At 42.0% G+C, this 18,881-nt stretch carries 9 protein-coding genes and 3 pseudogenes; 3 read left to right on the top strand and 9 right to left on the bottom strand.

The features are described from left to right. Positions 1–30: 30 nt before the first annotated feature. The 9 genes and pseudogenes from JCM10512_RS24520 to JCM10512_RS01415 form a co-directional block, all read right to left on the bottom strand. Positions 31–933 carry a glycoside hydrolase family 3 C-terminal domain-containing protein gene (locus tag JCM10512_RS24520; RefSeq protein ID WP_262482580.1) on the bottom strand — a complete coding sequence of 301 codons (903 nt, stop codon included), beginning with the start codon at positions 931–933 and terminating at the stop codon, positions 31–33. After that, the gene (locus tag JCM10512_RS01440; protein ID WP_262482579.1) at positions 891–2,336 is read right to left on the bottom strand and encodes a glycoside hydrolase family 3 protein; all 1,446 of its coding nucleotides are present in this window, start codon (positions 2,334–2,336) and stop codon (positions 891–893) included. Before JCM10512_RS01440 ends, JCM10512_RS24520 begins: the two co-directional genes overlap by 43 nt. 24 nt (positions 2,337–2,360) lie before the next feature. Continuing rightward, positions 2,361–4,199 (bottom strand): M60 family metallopeptidase, encoded by a 1,839-nt coding sequence (locus tag JCM10512_RS23275; RefSeq protein ID WP_244436813.1) that lies wholly within the window; start codon positions 4,197–4,199, stop codon positions 2,361–2,363. Continuing rightward, a complete protein-coding gene (locus JCM10512_RS23270; protein ID WP_244436812.1) occupies positions 4,184–5,218 on the bottom strand; it encodes a BACON domain-containing protein in 1,035 nt (344 codons plus the stop codon). The genes JCM10512_RS23275 and JCM10512_RS23270 overlap by 16 nt, the downstream gene beginning before the upstream one ends. 31 nt (positions 5,219–5,249) lie before the next feature. Further along, positions 5,250–6,146, bottom strand: a complete 897-nt coding sequence (locus JCM10512_RS23265) for a DUF1735 domain-containing protein (protein ID WP_244436811.1) — start codon at positions 6,144–6,146, stop codon at positions 5,250–5,252. After that, positions 6,121–6,657, bottom strand: a complete 537-nt coding sequence (locus tag JCM10512_RS23260) for a DUF1735 domain-containing protein (protein WP_244436810.1) — start codon at positions 6,655–6,657, stop codon at positions 6,121–6,123. Before JCM10512_RS23260 ends, JCM10512_RS23265 begins: the two co-directional genes overlap by 26 nt. Before the next feature lie 27 nt (positions 6,658–6,684). Next, positions 6,685–8,556: a RagB/SusD family nutrient uptake outer membrane protein gene (locus tag JCM10512_RS01425; protein ID WP_044159730.1), complete on the bottom strand. Its 1,872-nt coding sequence runs from the start codon at positions 8,554–8,556 to the stop codon at positions 6,685–6,687. Positions 8,557–8,575: 19 nt separating this feature from the next. Then, positions 8,576–11,692 (bottom strand): annotated as a pseudogene (locus JCM10512_RS01420) (SusC/RagA family TonB-linked outer membrane protein). A gap of 256 nt (positions 11,693–11,948) precedes the next feature. Continuing rightward, on the bottom strand, positions 11,949–15,908 hold the full coding sequence (locus JCM10512_RS01415) for a two-component regulator propeller domain-containing protein (RefSeq protein ID WP_044159728.1): 3,960 nt from the start codon (positions 15,906–15,908) through the stop codon (positions 11,949–11,951). A 1,115-nt stretch (positions 15,909–17,023) separates the two neighbouring features. Here JCM10512_RS01415 and JCM10512_RS01410 point away from each other — a divergent pair. The 3 genes and pseudogenes from JCM10512_RS01410 to JCM10512_RS01400 all read left to right on the top strand — a co-directional run bounded on the left by JCM10512_RS01410 (position 17,024) and on the right by JCM10512_RS01400 (position 18,880). Beyond that, a pseudogene (locus JCM10512_RS01410) lies at positions 17,024–17,736 on the top strand (pyridoxine 5'-phosphate synthase). Further along, a pseudogene (locus JCM10512_RS01405) lies at positions 17,736–18,454 on the top strand (MotA/TolQ/ExbB proton channel family protein). Before JCM10512_RS01410 ends, JCM10512_RS01405 begins: the two co-directional pseudogenes overlap by 1 nt. A gap of 6 nt (positions 18,455–18,460) precedes the next feature. After that, positions 18,461–18,880, top strand: coding sequence for an ExbD/TolR family protein (locus JCM10512_RS01400; RefSeq protein WP_044159726.1), 420 nt, complete (start codon positions 18,461–18,463; stop codon positions 18,878–18,880). Position 18,881: the final 1 nt, after the last annotated feature.

The raw sequence follows: 18,881 nt of genomic DNA, 5'->3' as shown, positions 1-18,881 counted from the left end.
CTTTTAATTTGCATAGCGTGTATGAGTTGATTAATTAACATAAAAGTCTTTTTTGATTCGTATGTCTTCTACGGAACGTCCTATCATAAGATTGAACTTCCCGGGTTCTACGACATATTCCAAGTTCTCATTCCAGAGTCCTAACTCGGCATAAGGAATAGTTATCCGAATCTCCTTGGCTTCTCCGGGTTCCAAACTTACTTTGTCAAATCCTTTCAAGGATGCGACCGGGGTAACAACGCTCGATACGCAGTCGCGTACGAAGAGTAAGGCGGTTTCCTTTCCAGCCATTTTGCCTGTGTTTTTGAGCGTAAACGTAACTTCAATATCTTTATTCGCCGGTATGAGGCTGTCTACCTTCAAGTCGGAATACTCATACGTGGAATAGCTCAGTCCGTGGCCGAAGCAAAAAGCGGGTTTGTCGTCAGCACGGGAAGAACCTAACCCATATCCTGTCCAATACCTGGATGGTCTTTGGTAATAATACATCGGTATTTGGCCTGCGTGCTTTGGAATGGTGATAGGCAACTTACCCGAAGGATTGACTTCTCCAAATAGAATTTCGGCTAAAGCCTGTCCTCCATACATACCCGGTTCCCATACATCGACAATCGTTGCGATGTTCTCCGTAATCCATTCATTGTTGAGAGGTTTTCCATTGATAATAACGATCACGATGGGAGTACCTGTTTTGTAAATTGCTTGAACCAGTTCCAACTGTCTGCCATAGAAGTCGATGGACGGTCGGTCGGCGGATTCTCCATACGTTCTCAATCCCCATTCCGTGCGTATTCCATATCCTCCAATGGCAACAACTGCTAAATCTGCTTGTTTGGCTTTTTTGACCGCATCATTGATGCTGTAATCCGAGATGCCTCCGCCTTCGGTAATCAGCCTTTGCTGGATAGCAGGATCTGTGGTGTTGACCGACAAATCGGACTTCTTAGCTTGATGCGTCCACTATTACTATATGTAATTGACTGTTCCGGTGATGCCAGAGTTTGGATACCTTCCAGAATGGTAGTCACATGATCATCCGGTTGGAAGATAGACCAATCACCCAAAATACTCTGATTATCGGCATTCGGCCCTGTGACCAGAATCTTTTTGTATTTGTTTTTGTCAAGAGGAAGAATCTGTTGCTTGTTTTTTAGCAGCACGATTGCTTCCCGGGCAGCCTCCAAAGCCAAATCCTTGTTTTCTTTGCTGCCGTAATTGTCTTTTTCAGGAGATACGTAGCGATTCTCAAAGAGTCCGAGTTCGAATTTTATTTTTAAGATTCTTCTCACAGCATCATCGATACGCTCTTGAGATACCTTTTTCTCTTGGACTAACTCTATTAATGGGGCTACGAAACGCATCGAATCGGCGGAGTACATATGCATGTCTAGTCCTGCATTGATGGACATGCGAATAGCTTCTTTCTGATTCTCAGCTACCTGATGTAAAGAGGCAGCCAGATTCCCCACGTCTCCCATATCGCTGATAAAGAAACCTTTGAAATCATACTCTTTTTTGATTAAATCGGTTAGCAACCATTTAGATGCATGTACCGGAACTCCTGCAATATCATTATGCCCCGGCATAATAGTCATACATCCGGCTTCGATTGCAGCTTTAAATGGGGGTAAGAAATACGAGCGTAGGGCCCGTTCCGATAATTCGGCACTGGCATGATTGCATCCTCCTACAGATGCTCCTCCTCCTACCAGATGTTTGACTGAAACAGCCACCCTCTTGAGCGGATCTTCGTTGCCCTGATATCCTCGTACGGCTTCTTTCACCAGTTCGCTTGTTAAGAAAGGGTCCTCCCCATATGTTTCGCCGGTTCTTCCCCACCGGGCATCCTGAACGATGTCGATGCAAGGAGCAAATGCCCAATGTGTACCTGCGGAACGGATTTCCTCACCGGCTTTAGTTGTTGTACGCAAAACTAATTCCCGGTTGAAGGTTGCCGCCATGCTGATTGAAGTCGGGAAAACAGTTCTTCCTGTAAGCATTGCATAGCCGTGCGCTGCATCCATTCCTATGAGGTAGGGGATTTTTAGCCTGGTCTGTTCGGATAGTTTTTGTAGTTGATTGGACTCCTCAGGTTCCAGATCTGCCAACCATGCTCCAAAATCATAATATCCATTCTTAAAGATGGCCTCTCTATCCCATACGGTGACCATATCCATCTGTCCTATCTTCTCCTTTAAGGTCATTTGTCCAAGTAACGCTTCCACTCGTTTGTCGACAGGGAGTTTTGCATCCATGTATATGGACGTGTCTACGTTCTGCGTAGGCTGGCAGGATATAAGGAAGGGAATTAAAGTACATAGAATCAGTTTCTTCATGTTTTATTGTTTTATAGTTTCCACTTATTTAGAGCGTTCAACAGTTATCAGTTTGCCGTCTGCTTGTACGGCTTTGATCGTACATTGCCCGATTGGGAGTTTCTCCGGTAAAGTGAACTTCACAAAGTTGGAGAAGTATTTACGCTCTCCGTCTTTCCAAATTTCGAAGGCTACTGCTTCATTACCGTTGATTATGGTTACTTGCTGTCCACTAGCACTGTAAGTCGGGGTTTTGGTAATCTTCTGATTATCTTTAAATTGGGTGTAGTGACCCACATCTCCAATTTTTCCTGTTAGTCCCATACTTTCCAAACCGGGATCTCCATCTTTCCGATCTTCTATATAATAGAAAGGTTGTGGGGTAGCATATTTAGCCGTATAAGCTTTCGTTTCCGTAATCATCGCATCTGTAACGGTGTAACGGCTCTTTCCATACTGATCAATAGTCTCATCTACAGGTGTCATAAATCCCCATGCTTCAAAGAAGTCAGCTAGATCTTTTTGAGCAATGTCGCTGGCGTATTTTACAAATTGCATCTGACGCTCACCTACAGCCATGTTATTCAGGTTTCTATTGTTGCGCAACTTCTTAAATAATTCCGGATAAAAATCCGTTTTGACGCCGCATCGGTGGAAATAAAGCCATAACTGCCAGTACATACGCATATGGATTTCAGTGTCTTCTTTTTTAGGATCTCCAAGGAAATTACAGAAGGGGCGGTTATTAAGTCTTCTATCTGCCAATACACTGAGCGGATCGCCGTTCGAACATTCCTTGCCTATTTTGTAGAGTACATAGTTGGAGAAGAGATTGTTGGACGATTCAAAACATCCTGTCCAGGCAATAGCTCCTTGATGAAGATGTCCGATCTCATGAGCCGGCCCCCAACAGCGTCTTTCTCTGTATAGCTTTTCGGTAGGCATAAATTCATCGAGTGCATTGATCCCGAATCCTATCTGTCCGTTGCTTGCCCACATGTAACTGTCATCGTTAACCGAAGAAGCGTTCACGTGATTATTAAATAACTGCGGGCGAATGTTCTCTAAACCTAGTAGGTCATATTGCCAGTTCACAAAATGGTCAAACATGGTAATGTATTCCACAATCTCGGTTGGCTGCCATTGTAATAATTTAGAGCGGTGTAAGTTTAGGAGGATCTCGTTTCCTTTCACCAGGAAATATTCATAGGTCGCTTTCTGGAGAAGTTCCGCATAGATTGCATCCGTTTTATCCCTTTCCAGATCAAAGTAACCGCTTACTTTTCCGGAGGTCAATGGGATATGAACCTTGATTGCCTTGGCAGTTGCTGAAGTCAGGTCCGTATTATACATCACGAACAGCATACCGTCATTCCGTATCTGAAGTTTATTGGTACCTTCTTGCAGTCTATACTGGTCGCCACTTAAATCAGCCGATTGGATGGTTTGCAGGCTGATGTTGTTTTTATACGTATCACCTACCATAACGATCAATTCGTCACCGGCATTTACATAAATTCCGGTAGGATTGTCGAGATCTGTATAGGTCTTCATATACAGTTGCTCTCCCCAAAGAGCGGGCGTACTGTATGGATTGTATTCCTGAATACGGAACTTTTTCTCCCAAGGGTCATAGGTGCCATTTTTCAGCTGCATGGCTACATTAATAAAATAACCCGGCAATGCTTGAATCTGCTGAAGCGTTGCATCCGGACGTACTTCGCTACAACTAAGATCTGTAAATACATTCAATAGCAACTTTTCTTGTTCGGTCAGGCCTGTCTTTGCTTCATAGAATTCAATCTCTTCACAATTCACAAAATTGTTCTTCGCGGTATTAACAACAACTTTCAGTTTGGTAACTTTCGCTACCGGATTGTCCATTGCAAGTTTGCTTGGTGAAGTTGAGTTCTTGAAATCAAATGAGCCAACCTTGGTATACTCGGGTGTGTCTTGTGTTGCACAATAGAGGTCAAACATTCCCCATTGGCCATCCCCCTACTTCGCGGCGTATAGATAAAGTACTCAAGTGTATGTGTACCATCGAAGTCAAATTCGAGGATAACAGGGAATTTCGTTCCATCTCCGCTCCAGGGACTATGATAGATATCGTCCCCTCCAAGTCCGTCCCAACACTTCTCTATTCCCATACCGGCTTGATACTGATTGGCAGTTCCACCGGTCGGCTTGAACATGCTATCTCCTCCCACCTCGATGTCCCCGGTAGTCGGGTCTACGGGTTTTTGCGAGATAACACATTCGGCTGTTGCCTCTTGATATTTCTCACTTTCGAAGTAGATCGTAGAGGTACGTGTCTCGCCAAACATTGTGTAGTTATCTAAATGGAAGGTGCGTTCTTTGCTAGTCATTGCACGTGTAGTGGGAGGCGTTGTTTCGGTTAGCCACTCGCAATTTTCCTGAATATTCACCTGATAGTCAATGTTGGTCGTAATTCTCAGCTTCACTTCCCCTCCTTCGGCAGCGAGAGTTGTTGGAGAAAGAGGCGTAACTAAAATAGCCGGGCCATATCCCAATTGACGGACCGTAATCGTATATTCGTTGACTGATGATGCAACTTTTACCGTTGCTTCTCTTACGTCTGGCTCTTCACTGGACAGTACGTATAGACGTATCATGTGCTCATCAATGACTTTAGCTGCCATACACCAGTCTGGTTCGGAAGAGGTAACACGCCATTCATCTCTTGATAGATTGGTGTTTACCGGAATCTGGATGTCATACTTTTTGCTATCGAAATCCTGAACCAGATATTCTTCTTCTATTTCCAGTTTGGGGACGGAGCTGTTTTGATCTTCGTCAGCACACCCGCAGAACGCGGGAATGCTAAATATAAGTAGGACGAATAGTAAGGCTTTTATTCTTTGTATTTCTTTTTTATTCATGTTTTTCTAATTTTCTTGGTGTTTCATTTACTTATTCAGCAACCCATAGATTTAACTCTGCTATAGCCATGGCATTTAAGCCTGCTTCCTTGGCATGAGTTGATTCAATACGCAGATATCTGAATAGGCCTGAGATCGGTAACATCATACCGGATTCATAAGTTGCTCCCATCTCCGATAATGGCAGATCATCGCTTAATGTATTCAACAGTGTGAAGTTCACTCCATCTTCGCTTGTATAAATATTAAGCTCTTGTGGGTTCCCATTACCGTTGTTTGAACCGTTGGCCTGAGTTCTAGTTACATAACTGAACTTGAATCCGCTATATACGCGAGGTAGTTTAACCTCTATGTATGGTAGTTCGGAGAAATCACTTGGGAATCCGTGGAATGCCCAGTAAGAATGGAACGAGGTGTTAATGTCGCCATCAATGACATTGATTAGTTGCGTACGGGCCTCCAGAGACTCGAAGTCTTCCGTTCTGGCATTGCTGGAAATCATATCTTCTGTCAACTTGATCTCTTTCAGTTCTGTCTCCTCGATATGTTTTTGATATATAATGGCTGCCAGGTAACTATTTGCATCTTCCTTAATTGTGAATGTAGGCATACTACATTCAGTCAGTTCCACTGGAAGAATGTATTTTCCAAATTTCAGGTCATCGGCGATATTGATCTTAATCGTAGCATTACTTGTGCTTTTGCCTGAGATGAATGAGGCTTTTGGGATTAACGTATAGCAGTTTTCAGGTAATAATAGAAAATCCGCCTGATTGCTTTCATTGTACTCTGTTAGTAATTCCGGATTTACTTCCAAGCTACAGTCAAAGTCCCAGGCATTTGCCATTGGCATGCCAATAGGGATTGTAATATCAAATGACATAACTCCTCCTTCTTCCACCTTATAGTTGGTAACCGGATTTCTCAAAGTAGAGATAAGGCGTAACAATGTCCGGTACAATGAAGATTAGTCTTTTGTTGATATTGATGTCATCATTCGAGTTGTTTAGCACCAGTGGTAAGGTGTAATTGGCACTACTCAATTCTTTGATTTTGTCGATCTTAAAAATAACCTTCACCATTTTATGGTCGTCCGAACTATCAAACTCCAGAGTTGTTGTTTCCAGTGTGAAGCAGTCGTCCGGCAACAAATTGTAATCCATGTCATTCTCTGCATTATAAATTTGCAAATTGACTGCGTCCAGGACTGAAACATCTACCGATGAATTTTTCTTCGAATTGTATCCGGCTCTGATAACAACAAACTCGCTGTTGGCTTCATTGCTGGTGTCGTAAATGGTTACATGTTGTTCACCGTTGTTTTTGAAATAGAGGATGGACTCATATTCGTCCAGGTAATCCTCGCACCCGTCATTGCAGGCACCAAAGGGCAACAGTGCAAGGCATAAGGCGATTGCTTTAAATATCTTGTTTTTCATATAGCTTTATTTTTCTAGATTATGGCGTTACCATGCATAATTTTGAGTCAATTGTTTATTCAGACTAATCTCTGTCTGCGTGAACGGATACAAATAATGCTGTTTCTTGAATACGCGCTTTTCGAATGCGGTTCTTACCCAGAAACTATCCGGAGTAACATCACCACTTCCCATCGTTTCGACATTCATACCCCACATCTTACCACCGTCACATTCTTCAGCAATTTTCCACGTACGTGTATCAAAGAAGCGATGATTCTCGAACGCTAATTCTACACGGCGTTCTTTCCGACATAAGTCGAGTAGTGCTTTATCGTCTGCTTGAGGATAGGATTCAGTGATCGCAGGTAAATTGACGCGTGCTCTGAGTTCTTTCCATATCTCCATCGCTTTGGCGGTGTAGTTTCCGGGGATATTTACACCTCTGATTTTACACTCTAGTACTGCTTCTATGAAATTTAAATAGACTTCTCCGAGGCGGAAAGTTGGGAAAGTCATATCTCCCCATTGTCCGTTTGCTGAGTTGGCGGTATGATCGTAGAAACGATTCAGCATAAAACCTGATTTAGGGCGGGCATCTGAGGTATACCCATTGGCACCGTGTGCAAAAGAGGTAAGAGTCATCTCATTTCCGTGATGCCATTTACTACCGCTAAAGAAAACTGTAATGTAGAACCGAGGGTCTCTTTCAGTACACATCTTTACCGTATTCAGCTTGTAGGAGTTAGCTCCTCCCCATGCAGGATAAGTGATATCTGTATAAGTCATTTCATCGATAGCGTAGCCAGACTCCGGATCAATAATCGGAGCACCATCCGATTCATAACCGGTGATGGGGAACCGTCCGGTTTTAGCCATTGGATAAGCATCCACTTGTTGTTGTGTAACACCAACTACTCCCCAGGAAGAACTTCCCGCAACGGAAGTCGGACATGTGTGTGCCCCCATTATGAAGCGTCCTTTGGAACCGGTGGTCCAGATGAGTTCACTATTCCATTTTTCTTGTGTGATTCCATAATAGTTATCGTATGGATTGTCATCTCCGGAATGATATAGCTTATAAAGATTTCCGTCGATTATTTTATAGGCGGCATCTGCTGCTGTTTTCCATTTATTGGCATCATAGTTTTGTGGAAATAGATTAGTTCCGTCTGGGTTCTTAACCGAAGCATACATGGTATTCCCATTAAATAAATCACGTGCTGAATAAAGAGTCAGACGAGAAATAATAGCTTGACAGGCACCTTTAGTTGCCAATCCTTTTTCGGTACTGGATGTCCAGGCAGACTTCATATACGGATTGTCGATCAAGGAGTTCAATTCGCCTACGACATAGTCTACGCATTCGTCCCAGGTGTTGCGTGGGCGTTCCAGTTCGGCTGCACTTTTGGTGAAGTCCAACAGTTCGTCATGAAGGAGGAACACCGGCCCGTAGGTTCGCATCATTAAGAAATAGTAATACGTACGTGCAAAACGGGTTTGTACTTTCCATTGTTCCTTTTCATCGTTCGTAAGCAGTGGGTCGGTACAGCGATCAATGTTTGCCAGAAAGATATTACATTCACGTATACCTCGGTAATAGGTACTCATACGTTCGTAAGGCACATCAGACGGGTTCCATGCCCCGGAAGTCATTATATGGTATTCACGGCTTCTTTGCGACACTGTCACTTCTTCGGCAGCTCCACTCCACGGTGTATATTGGAAATCATTGACGTCATCCGGTAAAAAACTCATGGTAGTTAGCCAGTATTTACGTGAATCCGAGCGGGTTTCCCACACTTTGTCTAAGGTCAGGGATTCGTCTGCTTGCCTATCTAGGAAAGAGTCACAGCTTGTTTGTGAAAGCATCAATACACACACAAACAGAGACGAATAGTATTTTGTTATTTTTTTCATATATTGTTTCATGATTATATTAGAATTTAGCATTCAATCCAATTGTAAAAACTCGTAGTGGCGGATAGATACCACCGTCTGAACTTCCGGTTTCAGGATCCCATAATTTGAATTTACTAAAGGTTATTAAATTGCTTCCGGAAAGATAGAATCGAGTAGACTTGATAAACGTCTTCTCAAGGATGGATTTGGGGATAGAGTATCCGATCTCAAAATTCTTCAGGCGCAAGAAGCGACCGTTGCGCATCGTAAGCGTGGAAGTTTGGTTGTTGTTGGTAGAACCTTCTCCACCAGCTTCGCTTAGTCTGGGATAATAGGCGGCTTTGTTTTGTTCCAGCGTATTGGTTGATTTCCATACATGGTTGTAAATATCTTCATTAATACCGCTCTGGTTTATATTTCCTGTAGAGAAAGGACGCATCGCGGTACCACCCACATAAAAGGTGCTGTGGGCAATCCCTTGGAAGAAAGCATTGATATCCCAACACTTCCATTGGCTGTCAGGCCGAAACCATACGTTATCTCCGGGAGGTCGGTGTATCCCAAGGCTACCTTATCGTATGTATCAACTACGCCGTCACCATTGACATCTTTGTATCTGACGTCGCCTACACGGTAGGTACCAAAATTCTGTTCAGGAGCATTATCTATTTCTTCTTGGCTTTGGAACAATCCTTCAGCTATAAGTCCGAAAGTGTGACTTCCTCCTGTACCGAATGTCTTTCCGATACTATTCTGGTATTTATAGAGCTTTTCTACTTCATCATTGTTTAATAGCTTGTTGCGATTAAATGTAAAGTTTGTCCGACCGGTTAAGAATACTTCCCCTATCTTTTCTTCGTATTCGAGCGTAGCGTCCACACCTCGATTGACAGATGCTCCGATATTCGTTTTTGGCTTTGTTGTTAAGCCTACAATAACGGGAAGTCCCTGACGGTTGATAAATACTCCTTCACGTTTTTCATGGAAGTAATCAGCTTGTAACCGAATTCGATCGAACAGCTTCATTTCAAAGCCAAGGTTTGTTTTATAGGCTTTTTCCCAACTGACAACTACATTTTCGACGTTACCAACTTGGATTCCACCTCCTCCTTCAGCTCCATTTTCACCATAATTCCATCCGTTGTTTGTACTAATTGTAGATTGATAGATCCAACGGTCGCCACCAATTGCATCATTACCAACTGTTCCATAAGATCCTTTTAGTTTTAGTTCATTGATTACAGGACGGATCGGGTCCCAGAACTTTTCATTAGATATCATCCATCCGATGGCATAAGCTGGGAAAAAACCGAATCGATGCCCTTTGGCAAAGTTCTCCGATCCATTGTATCCCATGTTGAACTCGGCAAAATAGGTATCTTTAAACGCATAAGTCACGCGCCCGGCTATTCCCTGGTATTTATAGGGTAATGAGAGCGTTTTACTATAAGTTAGCTTTTTATTTGTAATCTTGTGGTTGTATAAAAGCATGGCACCTATACGATGTTTTTCTGCAAACAGGCGATTGTAGTTAAGGCTTCCTTCCAGATAGGTTGTAATAGAGCCGCTTCCACTCTCGTCGAGTCCTAGTTCATCTGTACCAGTCACAATGGGACTGCCGAAGATAAGATTCCCGTCTTCGTCACGCCCTTTGGCATAATATTGATTCGGCGTTTTGGCACGAACTATGGTATTACTATTAATGGCATCCCAAGAAAACTTGATGGAGGCTGTTAACCCCTTGGTTACTAAATCGCCTAAGTCCTGATTGATACCGATAAGCGCTTGAGCTGAGTTCCAAAACTGTTCACCGTATCCGGAATGTACTAGTAAGTTCCAGGGGTTTTCACCTCCCTGAATACTTGGATACGAGAGTGTTCCATCAGAATACTGTTTAGGGTAAATACCGGGAGACGTTTCGAAAGCCCTTGACCATATGGTACCTTTGTCTGCACCTGGCCCATAGAATTTTTCATAGATATTGGCCAGATTTACATTCAGTACAGTGGACTTCGTTATCGTGAAATCCATGTTGGCGCGAAAACTATATTTATTGTAGCGAAGAGATGTGTTATAGTCGTATTGTTTTCCTGCATTCCGGAAGATCGATCCTTCATTATATAGCGAACCTGATACAAAATATTTGCAGATGTCTCCTCCACCTGAAACATTCAGATTTACTCGTTGATTCGAGGCCATATCTTTATAAAGTTCTTTCATCCAGTCAACATCAGGATATAGGTCGGTGTCTGTTCCGTTTCGGAAGTAATCTAGTTGCGTGGGGGTATAATATTCGTAGCCTTTCATTTCGTTATATAACTCTGCCATTGTGCGGAGTTAGCAAACTTAGGCATTTTGGTCGGTTGTGTAAATCCTGCTTCTACTCTGGCGGTGATGAGAGGTTTGCCTTCTGTTCCTTTCTTGGTGGTAATCAAGATTACACCGTTGGCACCTCGTACTCCATAAACGGCAGAGGCCGACGCGTCTTTTAAGATAGAGAAAGAAGCGATATCTTCTACATCTACTAAGTCTAAGTCGCGTTCGATTCCGTCAACCAATACCAGTGGAGTATTACTTCCGGTAAAGGAAGAAACACCTCGGATATAAAAGTCGGCAGCACTGGCTTTTCCCGGTTCTCCGGTACGGCTCATGCTACTACGCCCGCTAGTTGCCCGGCTAATACACTTGAAATAGAAGATCCCGGTACTTTAACACCAGCCATATCGATCGTCGAGATCGAACCGATAACACTGGCTTTCTTCTGATGTCCATACCCAATAACAACGACCTCATCGATTTTTTCAGTTTCATATTTGAGGGTAACGTTGATTACATTTTGGTTTTCGATCGCGATTTCCTGGGTACTCATACCTATATATGAAAACACGAGTACGCCTCCCACAACAGAATTGTCGATCGTAATAGAATATTTGCCATCTAGGTTAGTAATGGCCCCGGTAGAACTGTTCTTAAGCCATACATTGGCTCCGATGATGGGCATATTGTCTCCTTCGGAAGTGATTGTGCCTGTAACGGTGCGTTTTTTGGGAGATTGCTGGTTGTCTTCTGCGGCATAGGTTTGAATAGATATTCCGTTTAACAGGGTAAAAAGACATAACCAGATAAGTTTGGTGTGAAATAAATGTTGTTTCATGTGTTTTTGTTAAAGTTAATCACAATACTAAATTAAGATTCATTGTGCGATTTGTTGGTCTTTTTGTTTAGGCATCCTCCTTTCTCTTGATTAAGGTTTTACAATCGGTGTCTTTCTGCAAAGAAAAATATTATTAAAGGAAGTCAGGGGGGAGTAATTTGTATTTGAGAGGGGGTAAATTATAATAAAGGGGAGAAAAACGGTCTTTTATTGATTTTCTCCCCTTTATTATAACCTACCTTTTTATATAAGACAGCTATTTCTTATAATCGGATGGTAATACGCCAAATTCTTTTTTGAAACATTCTCTGAAATAACGTAGATCACTAAAACCTACCGCATAGGTTACTTCGGATATTGTATACTTTTGTGATAATATCATTTGTGATGCGACTTTCAACCGGATGCTTCGAATAAAAGCATTTGTTGTCTGGTTGGTAAGTTGTTTTATCTTTTTATTCAGTGTCAGTTGGCTCATTCCAATGGTACGGCAGAGTCGTGAAACACTCAGTTCTTCATTATCTATATTTTCTTCTACTATTGCTATAATCTTCTGAATAAATTCTCTGTCAGCCTGCTCCGGGAAAATGGTAGTAGGGTCGTCTTCGGACATGAGATTACTTCTGAATTTTTGTGCCATCATTCGTCGGTTACCCAATATCGAATGCACCGTAGAGATTAGAATGTCATTGTCAAAAGGCTTGCTGCAATACGCATCCGCATAGACTGACAATCCTTCTTGTTGTGCCTCTTTCGATGTTTTGGCAGTTAACAGCACAACCGGAATGTGTGAGGTCTCTTTCGTGGATTTGATGGCGGAGCAAAGTTCGATGCCACTCATTTCCGGCATGATGATGTCTGAAATGACAATTGAAGGCATCTCAGACAGACAGATGTCGAAAGCATCTTTACCATTGAATGCAGCTGATATATTATAATAAGGACGAAACAGCTCATCTAACATCTGGACGATTCCTTTGTTATCATCGACAATTAACAAGAGCGGCTTGTCTTCTAATTCTTCGTCGCTGCTCTCTGACATCGGATCTATTGGTGAAGGAGGAGGTGGGAAGTATTGTAGGCCGGAAGTCTCGTTTGTTGTGGAAGGTTCTACAGCGTTACTCTTATTTTGAAATGGAATAAATACTTGAAAAACGGTTCCTTCTCCTTCTTTACTCTTGAATTGGATAGTACCTTTGTGAAGTTCTACCAAGCCCTTGGTTAATGAAAGGCCGATACCAATCCCCGATTCGGAATAGAAACGTTCGAAGATATGTTGCTTCACCTCTTCGGTCATTCCTATGCCGGAATCGGCAATATGAATCGAGACCCCTTCTTCTTGTGCTATGATTTCCATATTGATAGAACCTCCGTCAGGTGTGTGTTTGATAGCATTAGAAAGAAGGTTGTACAGAATTTCTTCCATTTTATAAATGTCGAATAATAGGAGAAGGTGGGGGGCATTGGTGTTAAAGGCAAACTGGATTTGCTTGTCATGAGCTAGTTGGAGAAATTGTGAGAAACTGTTTCTACAGAAATCGACAATGTCACTTTCTCTGAGTTCGATATCCAGTTTTCCTTTATCCTGCTTGGATACTTTGAGTATCTGGTTAATTAACCGGAGCAATATGGAACTGTTGTGCTGGATATTCATGAGATGACGATGTAATTCATCTTTTGTTATATTCGGTGTAGAAAGCAACTTTTGCAGCGGAGATATGATTAAGGTTAATGGGGTACGAAACTCATGGGACAGGTTCATAAAGAAATTCATCTTCATCTCTGATAATTCGCGTATCTGTTTCTTCTCTTTCTTTGCAAGGAAGAGTTCATACTTCCTTTTTTCGCGAATCTTAAAATTCCGGATAAACATATATCCAATGAATATACTTATGATTATATATAGTATTATGAAATACCATCGAAGAAGGAGTGGTTGCAGAACTTGAATCTCCATTTTCTGCGGCTCCGACCACGTCTCTCCATCACAAGAAGCTTTTACTAAAAAAACATAAGTACCAGAAGGGATATTGGTGTACTTTGCTGAGCGATTACCTTGCTCACAGGTGATCCATTCTTTGTCAAAACCGTCTAATTTGTACTTATAAATAATTTTATCTGTAGACGTGAAGCACAATCCTACGAAGTCTAAAGAAAAGTTGTTATTCCGGTGGGATAAGATAAGCTTGTTCGTGTTGAGGATTGTACGCTTTAATGGAATTTGTCCATTCACTTTTTCTCCGACTTTCAGACTTTTGTTATTTACGGACAGGTTGATGAAAGATACTTTGGGCAGAATTGTGTCTTCTGTGAAAACAGTAGGAGTAAATGAAGTTATGCCATTAATGCCTCCGAAGCATAGAGTGCCATTGCTCTTCTTTATGTAGGATCTTTCGCAGAACTCATTGTTTGCCAGTCCGTCATTTAGCTGGTAGATTTTGATAGACTGTGTTTGCGGGTCGATCTTGTTTAATCCCTTATTGGTAGCTACCCAAATGAAGCTATTGCTATCTTCTGTGATACTTTTGATGCAATTGTTGGAAAGTCCTTTTTGAACATTGAGCCATTGATAGTTCCATTCGCCTGTAGATGGATCTCGTTTTAAATGGTAGAGGCCATTGTCTAAAGTCCCGATCCATATATCCCCATTTCTTGCTTCTTGAATGTGGACAATATTATCCCGAGGCAGGAGATGGTCATGATAAGTTGCCAGTTTGAATTTCCGACGCGAGGGGGTGCTTTTGAAGCGATCTTGGTTGTTTAATACTATCAGTCCCTCTGCTGTCCCGATCCATAAGTTGTTTTCTTTATCTTTTAAGATTGTACGTATGATGTTTGAAGGAAGCGGGAATGTCTTAGAGTCCGTTTTATAGGCTGCAACACTTTGTTTTGTGGAGCGATTATAAAGAGTTAAACCGTCATTGTAGGTTGCAATCCATAAGAAACAGGAATCTTGCACAATATTTCGGATCGAAGGTACACGTATTCCTGGAATCTGTTGTTGTATGATTTGCTTATTCTTTCCGATCCAAGCTTCATAAAGCCCATACAGAGTTCCTATCCATACTTTGTCTGAAGCGTCTTGTCTACAGATTGTATGTATCATATCATTTTGCAGAGTTGTTTGCGCTATGATTCGTTTCTGGGTAGAATCGAGTACGCATACTTCACCGTTCAGGCTGCCTATCCAATAATTACCCGAATAATCTTCTGCCATGCATTCGATGTTTTTACTAGATAGGTTTTGTTGAAATGGCGTTTGACTTTTATGGAAGCAGAATGCTCCGTCCCGGTAAGTCCCAATCCATGTATTGCCGAAACTATCTTCGGTAAATGAAGTCGTCCAAGGATTACCACTGAATACGGTTTTCAGTTTTCGTTCGGAACTTAGTCCTTTCAGTGAGGTTCGATATAATCCGTCGAAACAAGAGAGCCAAAGTTGATTGTCAGAAGATATAAACAACTCGCGGGCCGGGTGATTTGTCAGCTGAAAAAGGCTCGATGTCTTTTCGTTATAGAGGTAAGCTAATCCTCCTTTAAGAAGATATAATTGCTTCTTGTAAATAAATATTTGATTTATATCCTCGAGGATGTCTTTCTGAAATCGTTGGAATGTATTGAGAGATTTGTTGAAAGTATATACTTTGCCTCCTGCCACAGTTAGATAATGTCCATTAAAAGGGACGCATATATTCGGGAAGTAATATTCAGAGTCCAAATATTGCTTTAATTGGTACTGATTCTTTTTTTTGTTAAGGATCTTAATCTGGTAAATGCCTCCTTTTCCGGTGTATACCCAGAGTTGATCATTCCCTATTGGTTTGATTTTGAGAATAACTCTTTGTATACCTGCATCTTCCGGTAGATAGGAGGAAATGCGTGTAAATAGATCGGTGTCTATGTCATAACGGTAAATCCCTGTTTCTGTGCCGATCCATAAATCCCCGTCACTACTTTCTGTGACGTATAACATTAATCCGGTATCTAAACCGTTATCATATCGGCGATACGTTTTGAAAGAATATCCATCATATCGTACAATCCCATCGAAAGTAGTGAACCATATCAAGCCCCTTGAGTCTTGGATAATGGAGCGCACATAGTTTTGAGGTAATCCGTTGGCCGATGTTATGTGTTTATAAATGTACTCATTTGCCTGTGCGAATAAGAAAAAGTGCATGAGTAAGATCAGTAGGAAATAGCGTTTGTGTTTCATGTGTCATAGGTTTAGCAGATTAACTGCAATCCAAAGATATGAAAACTCTTGTAATAGTGAGAGAAATCGTATAAAAATATTTTTCTAGGATAGGCTATGCTGATTCGCTAGCTAGTCGTTTGAGAAAAACCGTCTAATCTTGTTTCTTTAGCGACTTTGTTTGTCGGTATTAAAAACGAACCCAATGTGTTGCGTTTTGTCGTAGATCTATTAAGCTGTATTTCTTGTCTCATTTTGTCTGTTTATACTTTGTAAATGTACTATAAATTCGCCGTATGCCAAAATGAAAAACTGTTTTTTTATTCAATCACTCATAAATAATTCAGCAAGGAGCTTTATGCGGATCAGATGCAGTATCCTAACACACGGGGCAGGGTGCTTTTCTAATATCGACTAATTTACGATTATCGTGCTTATCCGGAGCAATAATGAAAAATCTTTCCTTCAAATCTCCAAAAACAAGCAAAATGATAGTATGTATTTTAATACATAATTACTTTACATATATATATCGTGGTCCAACATATGGTCCAAACCCATTTTAACATATCTCTCAAACCCGCTCTGGTAGGGCGTTTGAGATAGGTCAACATATGGTCTAACATATGGTCCAAAAAAAACAGAACAAATTGTTAGTTAAATGCGGACTAGTTCTCTTTCTAAAAAGAAATCGTTTCCTTGCATAATACTTTGATTAATAGGTTCGTATGGTGGAGTAGGGCGGTGGGGGCTTTCCCTGGAGCGGTGTGCTTGATCAAATTGACCGGTGTATTTGCCCAAGTCAACGGGTGTATTTGGCCAAATTGATCGGTGTACTTGCCCAAGTTAACGGGTGTACTTGACCAACAACACCGATGTACTTAGCCAAGTTGACCGGTGTACTCAATCAAATTGAACGGTCGATTTTACTCATTAAATCGCCTGATGATAGAAACAGATCGCAATTTTGATTGATCCCCGGCCACTCTTTCATTTATTGACAATAATTGTGTCTATAAAGCTAAAATCCTAGAATTTATGCTTTAAATAACCCAAAAAGAGCGTAGATTGCCCCTCGTATTATTAGGCGGCTTCTAATAATATTCGTATTTTTGCAGCAAATATTACATAAAACTATGACTAAATTAAGTGTAAACATAAACAAGATTGCTACGCTCAGAAATGCGCGGGGAGGAGATGTACCTAATGTCGTAAAGGTAGCCCTTGATTGCGAGAGTTTCGGCGCAGATGGCATCACCGTCCATCCTCGTCCCGATGAACGGCATATTCGCCGGGAAGATGTTTACAATCTTCGTCCATTACTGCAAACTGAATTTAATATTGAAGCTATCCTTCGCCCGATTTTATTGATCTGGTGCTTAAAGTTAAACCGCATCAAGTGACGCTAGTGCCCGATGATCCTTCGCAGATTACCTCCAATTGTGGGTGGGACACGAAAGCGAATTTGGAATTTCTGTCCGAAGTACTCGATGGATTTAATACAGCCGGCATTCGTACATCCGTGTTCGTGGCCGCTGATGTCGAGATGGTAGAATATGCCGCTAAAGCCGGTGCCGATCGTGTAGAACTTTATACCGAACCCTACGCAACGGCCTATCCGAAGAGTCCGGAAGCCGCTATCGCCCCTTTCGTAGAAGCTGCCAAAGCAGCGCGCAAACTCGGTCTGGGGTTAAATGCCGGACATGACCTGAGCCTCGTGAATTTGAACTATATGTATAAAAACATTCCCTGGCTGGATGAAGTTTCCATCGGACACGCATTGATAAGCGATGCTTTGTACCTCGGGTTGGAACGTACCATTCAGGAATATAAAAACTGCCTCCGCTAATGAATGCAATGATGTTACTGGCTCAGGGAGCCATCAGCCTGACCGATTCCCTGGCAACAGCCAATCCCGTATTGACCGAAGTGACCGCTCCGGAAATGAATATGTTTGATATGGCCGTCAAAGGCGGTTGGATCATGATTGTGCTGGGTGTCCTCTCCGTTGTCTGCTTCTACATCCTGTTCGAACGGAACTATGTAATCCGCAAAGCCGGAAAAGATGATCCGATGTTTATGGACAAGATCAAAGACTATATCCATACGGGTGAAATAAAGGCCGCATTGAATTATTGCCGTACAGTCAACACACCTGCTGCGCGCATGGTTGAAAAAGGCATCAGTCGGTTAGGAAGGCCGATCAACGATGTACAGGCAGCTATCGAGAACGTGGGTAACATTGAAGTAGCCCGACTCGAAAAAGGCCTGATCGTCATGGCAACCATCTCCGGAGGTGCACCGATGCTCGGTTTTCTTGGAACAGTGACAGGTATGGTGCGCGCATTCTACGAAATGGCTAATGCCGGAAGTGGCAATATCGATATAACATTGCTTTCCGGTGGTATTTATGAAGCATGATCACCACCGTGGGAGGTCTGATTGTAGGTATCATCGCCATGTTTGCTTATAACTACTTGGTTATGCTGGTGGACAGAGTGGTGAACAAAATGGAATCCCGGACCATGGAATTTATGGATTTACTAAACGAACCCGCTCAGAAATAAAAAGATATGGCATTAAAAAGAAGAGCAAAAGTATCACCGGATTTTAGTATGGCTTCGATGACCGACGTCATATTTCTGCTGCTGATATTCTTTATGATAACCTCCACCGCTGTGTCACCCAATGCCATCAAGGTATTGCTTCCACAGGGAAAACAACAAACTTCGGCTAAACCGTTGACTCGCGTGGTTATCGATAAAGACTTGAACTACTATGCCGCTTTTGGTAACGAGAAAGAGCAGATGTTGGCTTTGGAAGAGCTAACACCCTTCTTGCAAAACTGTGCAACCAAAGAACCGGAAATGTATGTTGCGCTTTATGCTGATGAGTCGGTACCCTATCGTGAAATAGTCAGAATTCTGAATATCGCGAACGAGAATCATTTTAAAATGGTGCTGGCTACACGTCCGCCCGAAACGCGTAAATAAA

Source organism: Bacteroides reticulotermitis JCM 10512, assembly GCF_000517545.1.
In the GTDB taxonomy this organism is placed as follows: Bacteria; Bacteroidota; Bacteroidia; order Bacteroidales; family Bacteroidaceae; genus Bacteroides; species Bacteroides reticulotermitis.
The sequence above is the reverse complement of the archived record's forward strand: the minus strand, read 5'-3'. Positions and strand labels throughout refer to the sequence as shown.

What these genes read in the sequence shown, in the direction of transcription:
- JCM10512_RS01415 (WP_044159728.1), bottom strand. Translation starts at nt 15,908, where the DNA reads ATGAAACACAAACGCTATTTCCTACTGATCTTACTCATGCACTTTTTC.
- JCM10512_RS01400 (WP_044159726.1), top strand. Translation starts at nt 18,461, where the DNA reads ATGGCATTAAAAAGAAGAGCAAAAGTATCACCGGATTTTAGTATGGCT.
- JCM10512_RS01440 (WP_262482579.1), bottom strand. Translation starts at nt 2,336, where the DNA reads ATGAAGAAACTGATTCTATGTACTTTAATTCCCTTCCTTATATCCTGC.
- JCM10512_RS23275 (WP_244436813.1), bottom strand. Translation starts at nt 4,199, where the DNA reads ATGGACAATCCGGTAGCGAAAGTTACCAAACTGAAAGTTGTTGTTAAT.
- JCM10512_RS01425 (WP_044159730.1), bottom strand. Translation starts at nt 8,556, where the DNA reads ATGAAAAAAATAACAAAATACTATTCGTCTCTGTTTGTGTGTGTATTG.
- JCM10512_RS23270 (WP_244436812.1), bottom strand. Translation starts at nt 5,218, where the DNA reads ATGAATAAAAAAGAAATACAAAGAATAAAAGCCTTACTATTCGTCCTA.
- JCM10512_RS23260 (WP_244436810.1), bottom strand. Translation starts at nt 6,657, where the DNA reads ATGAAAAACAAGATATTTAAAGCAATCGCCTTATGCCTTGCACTGTTG.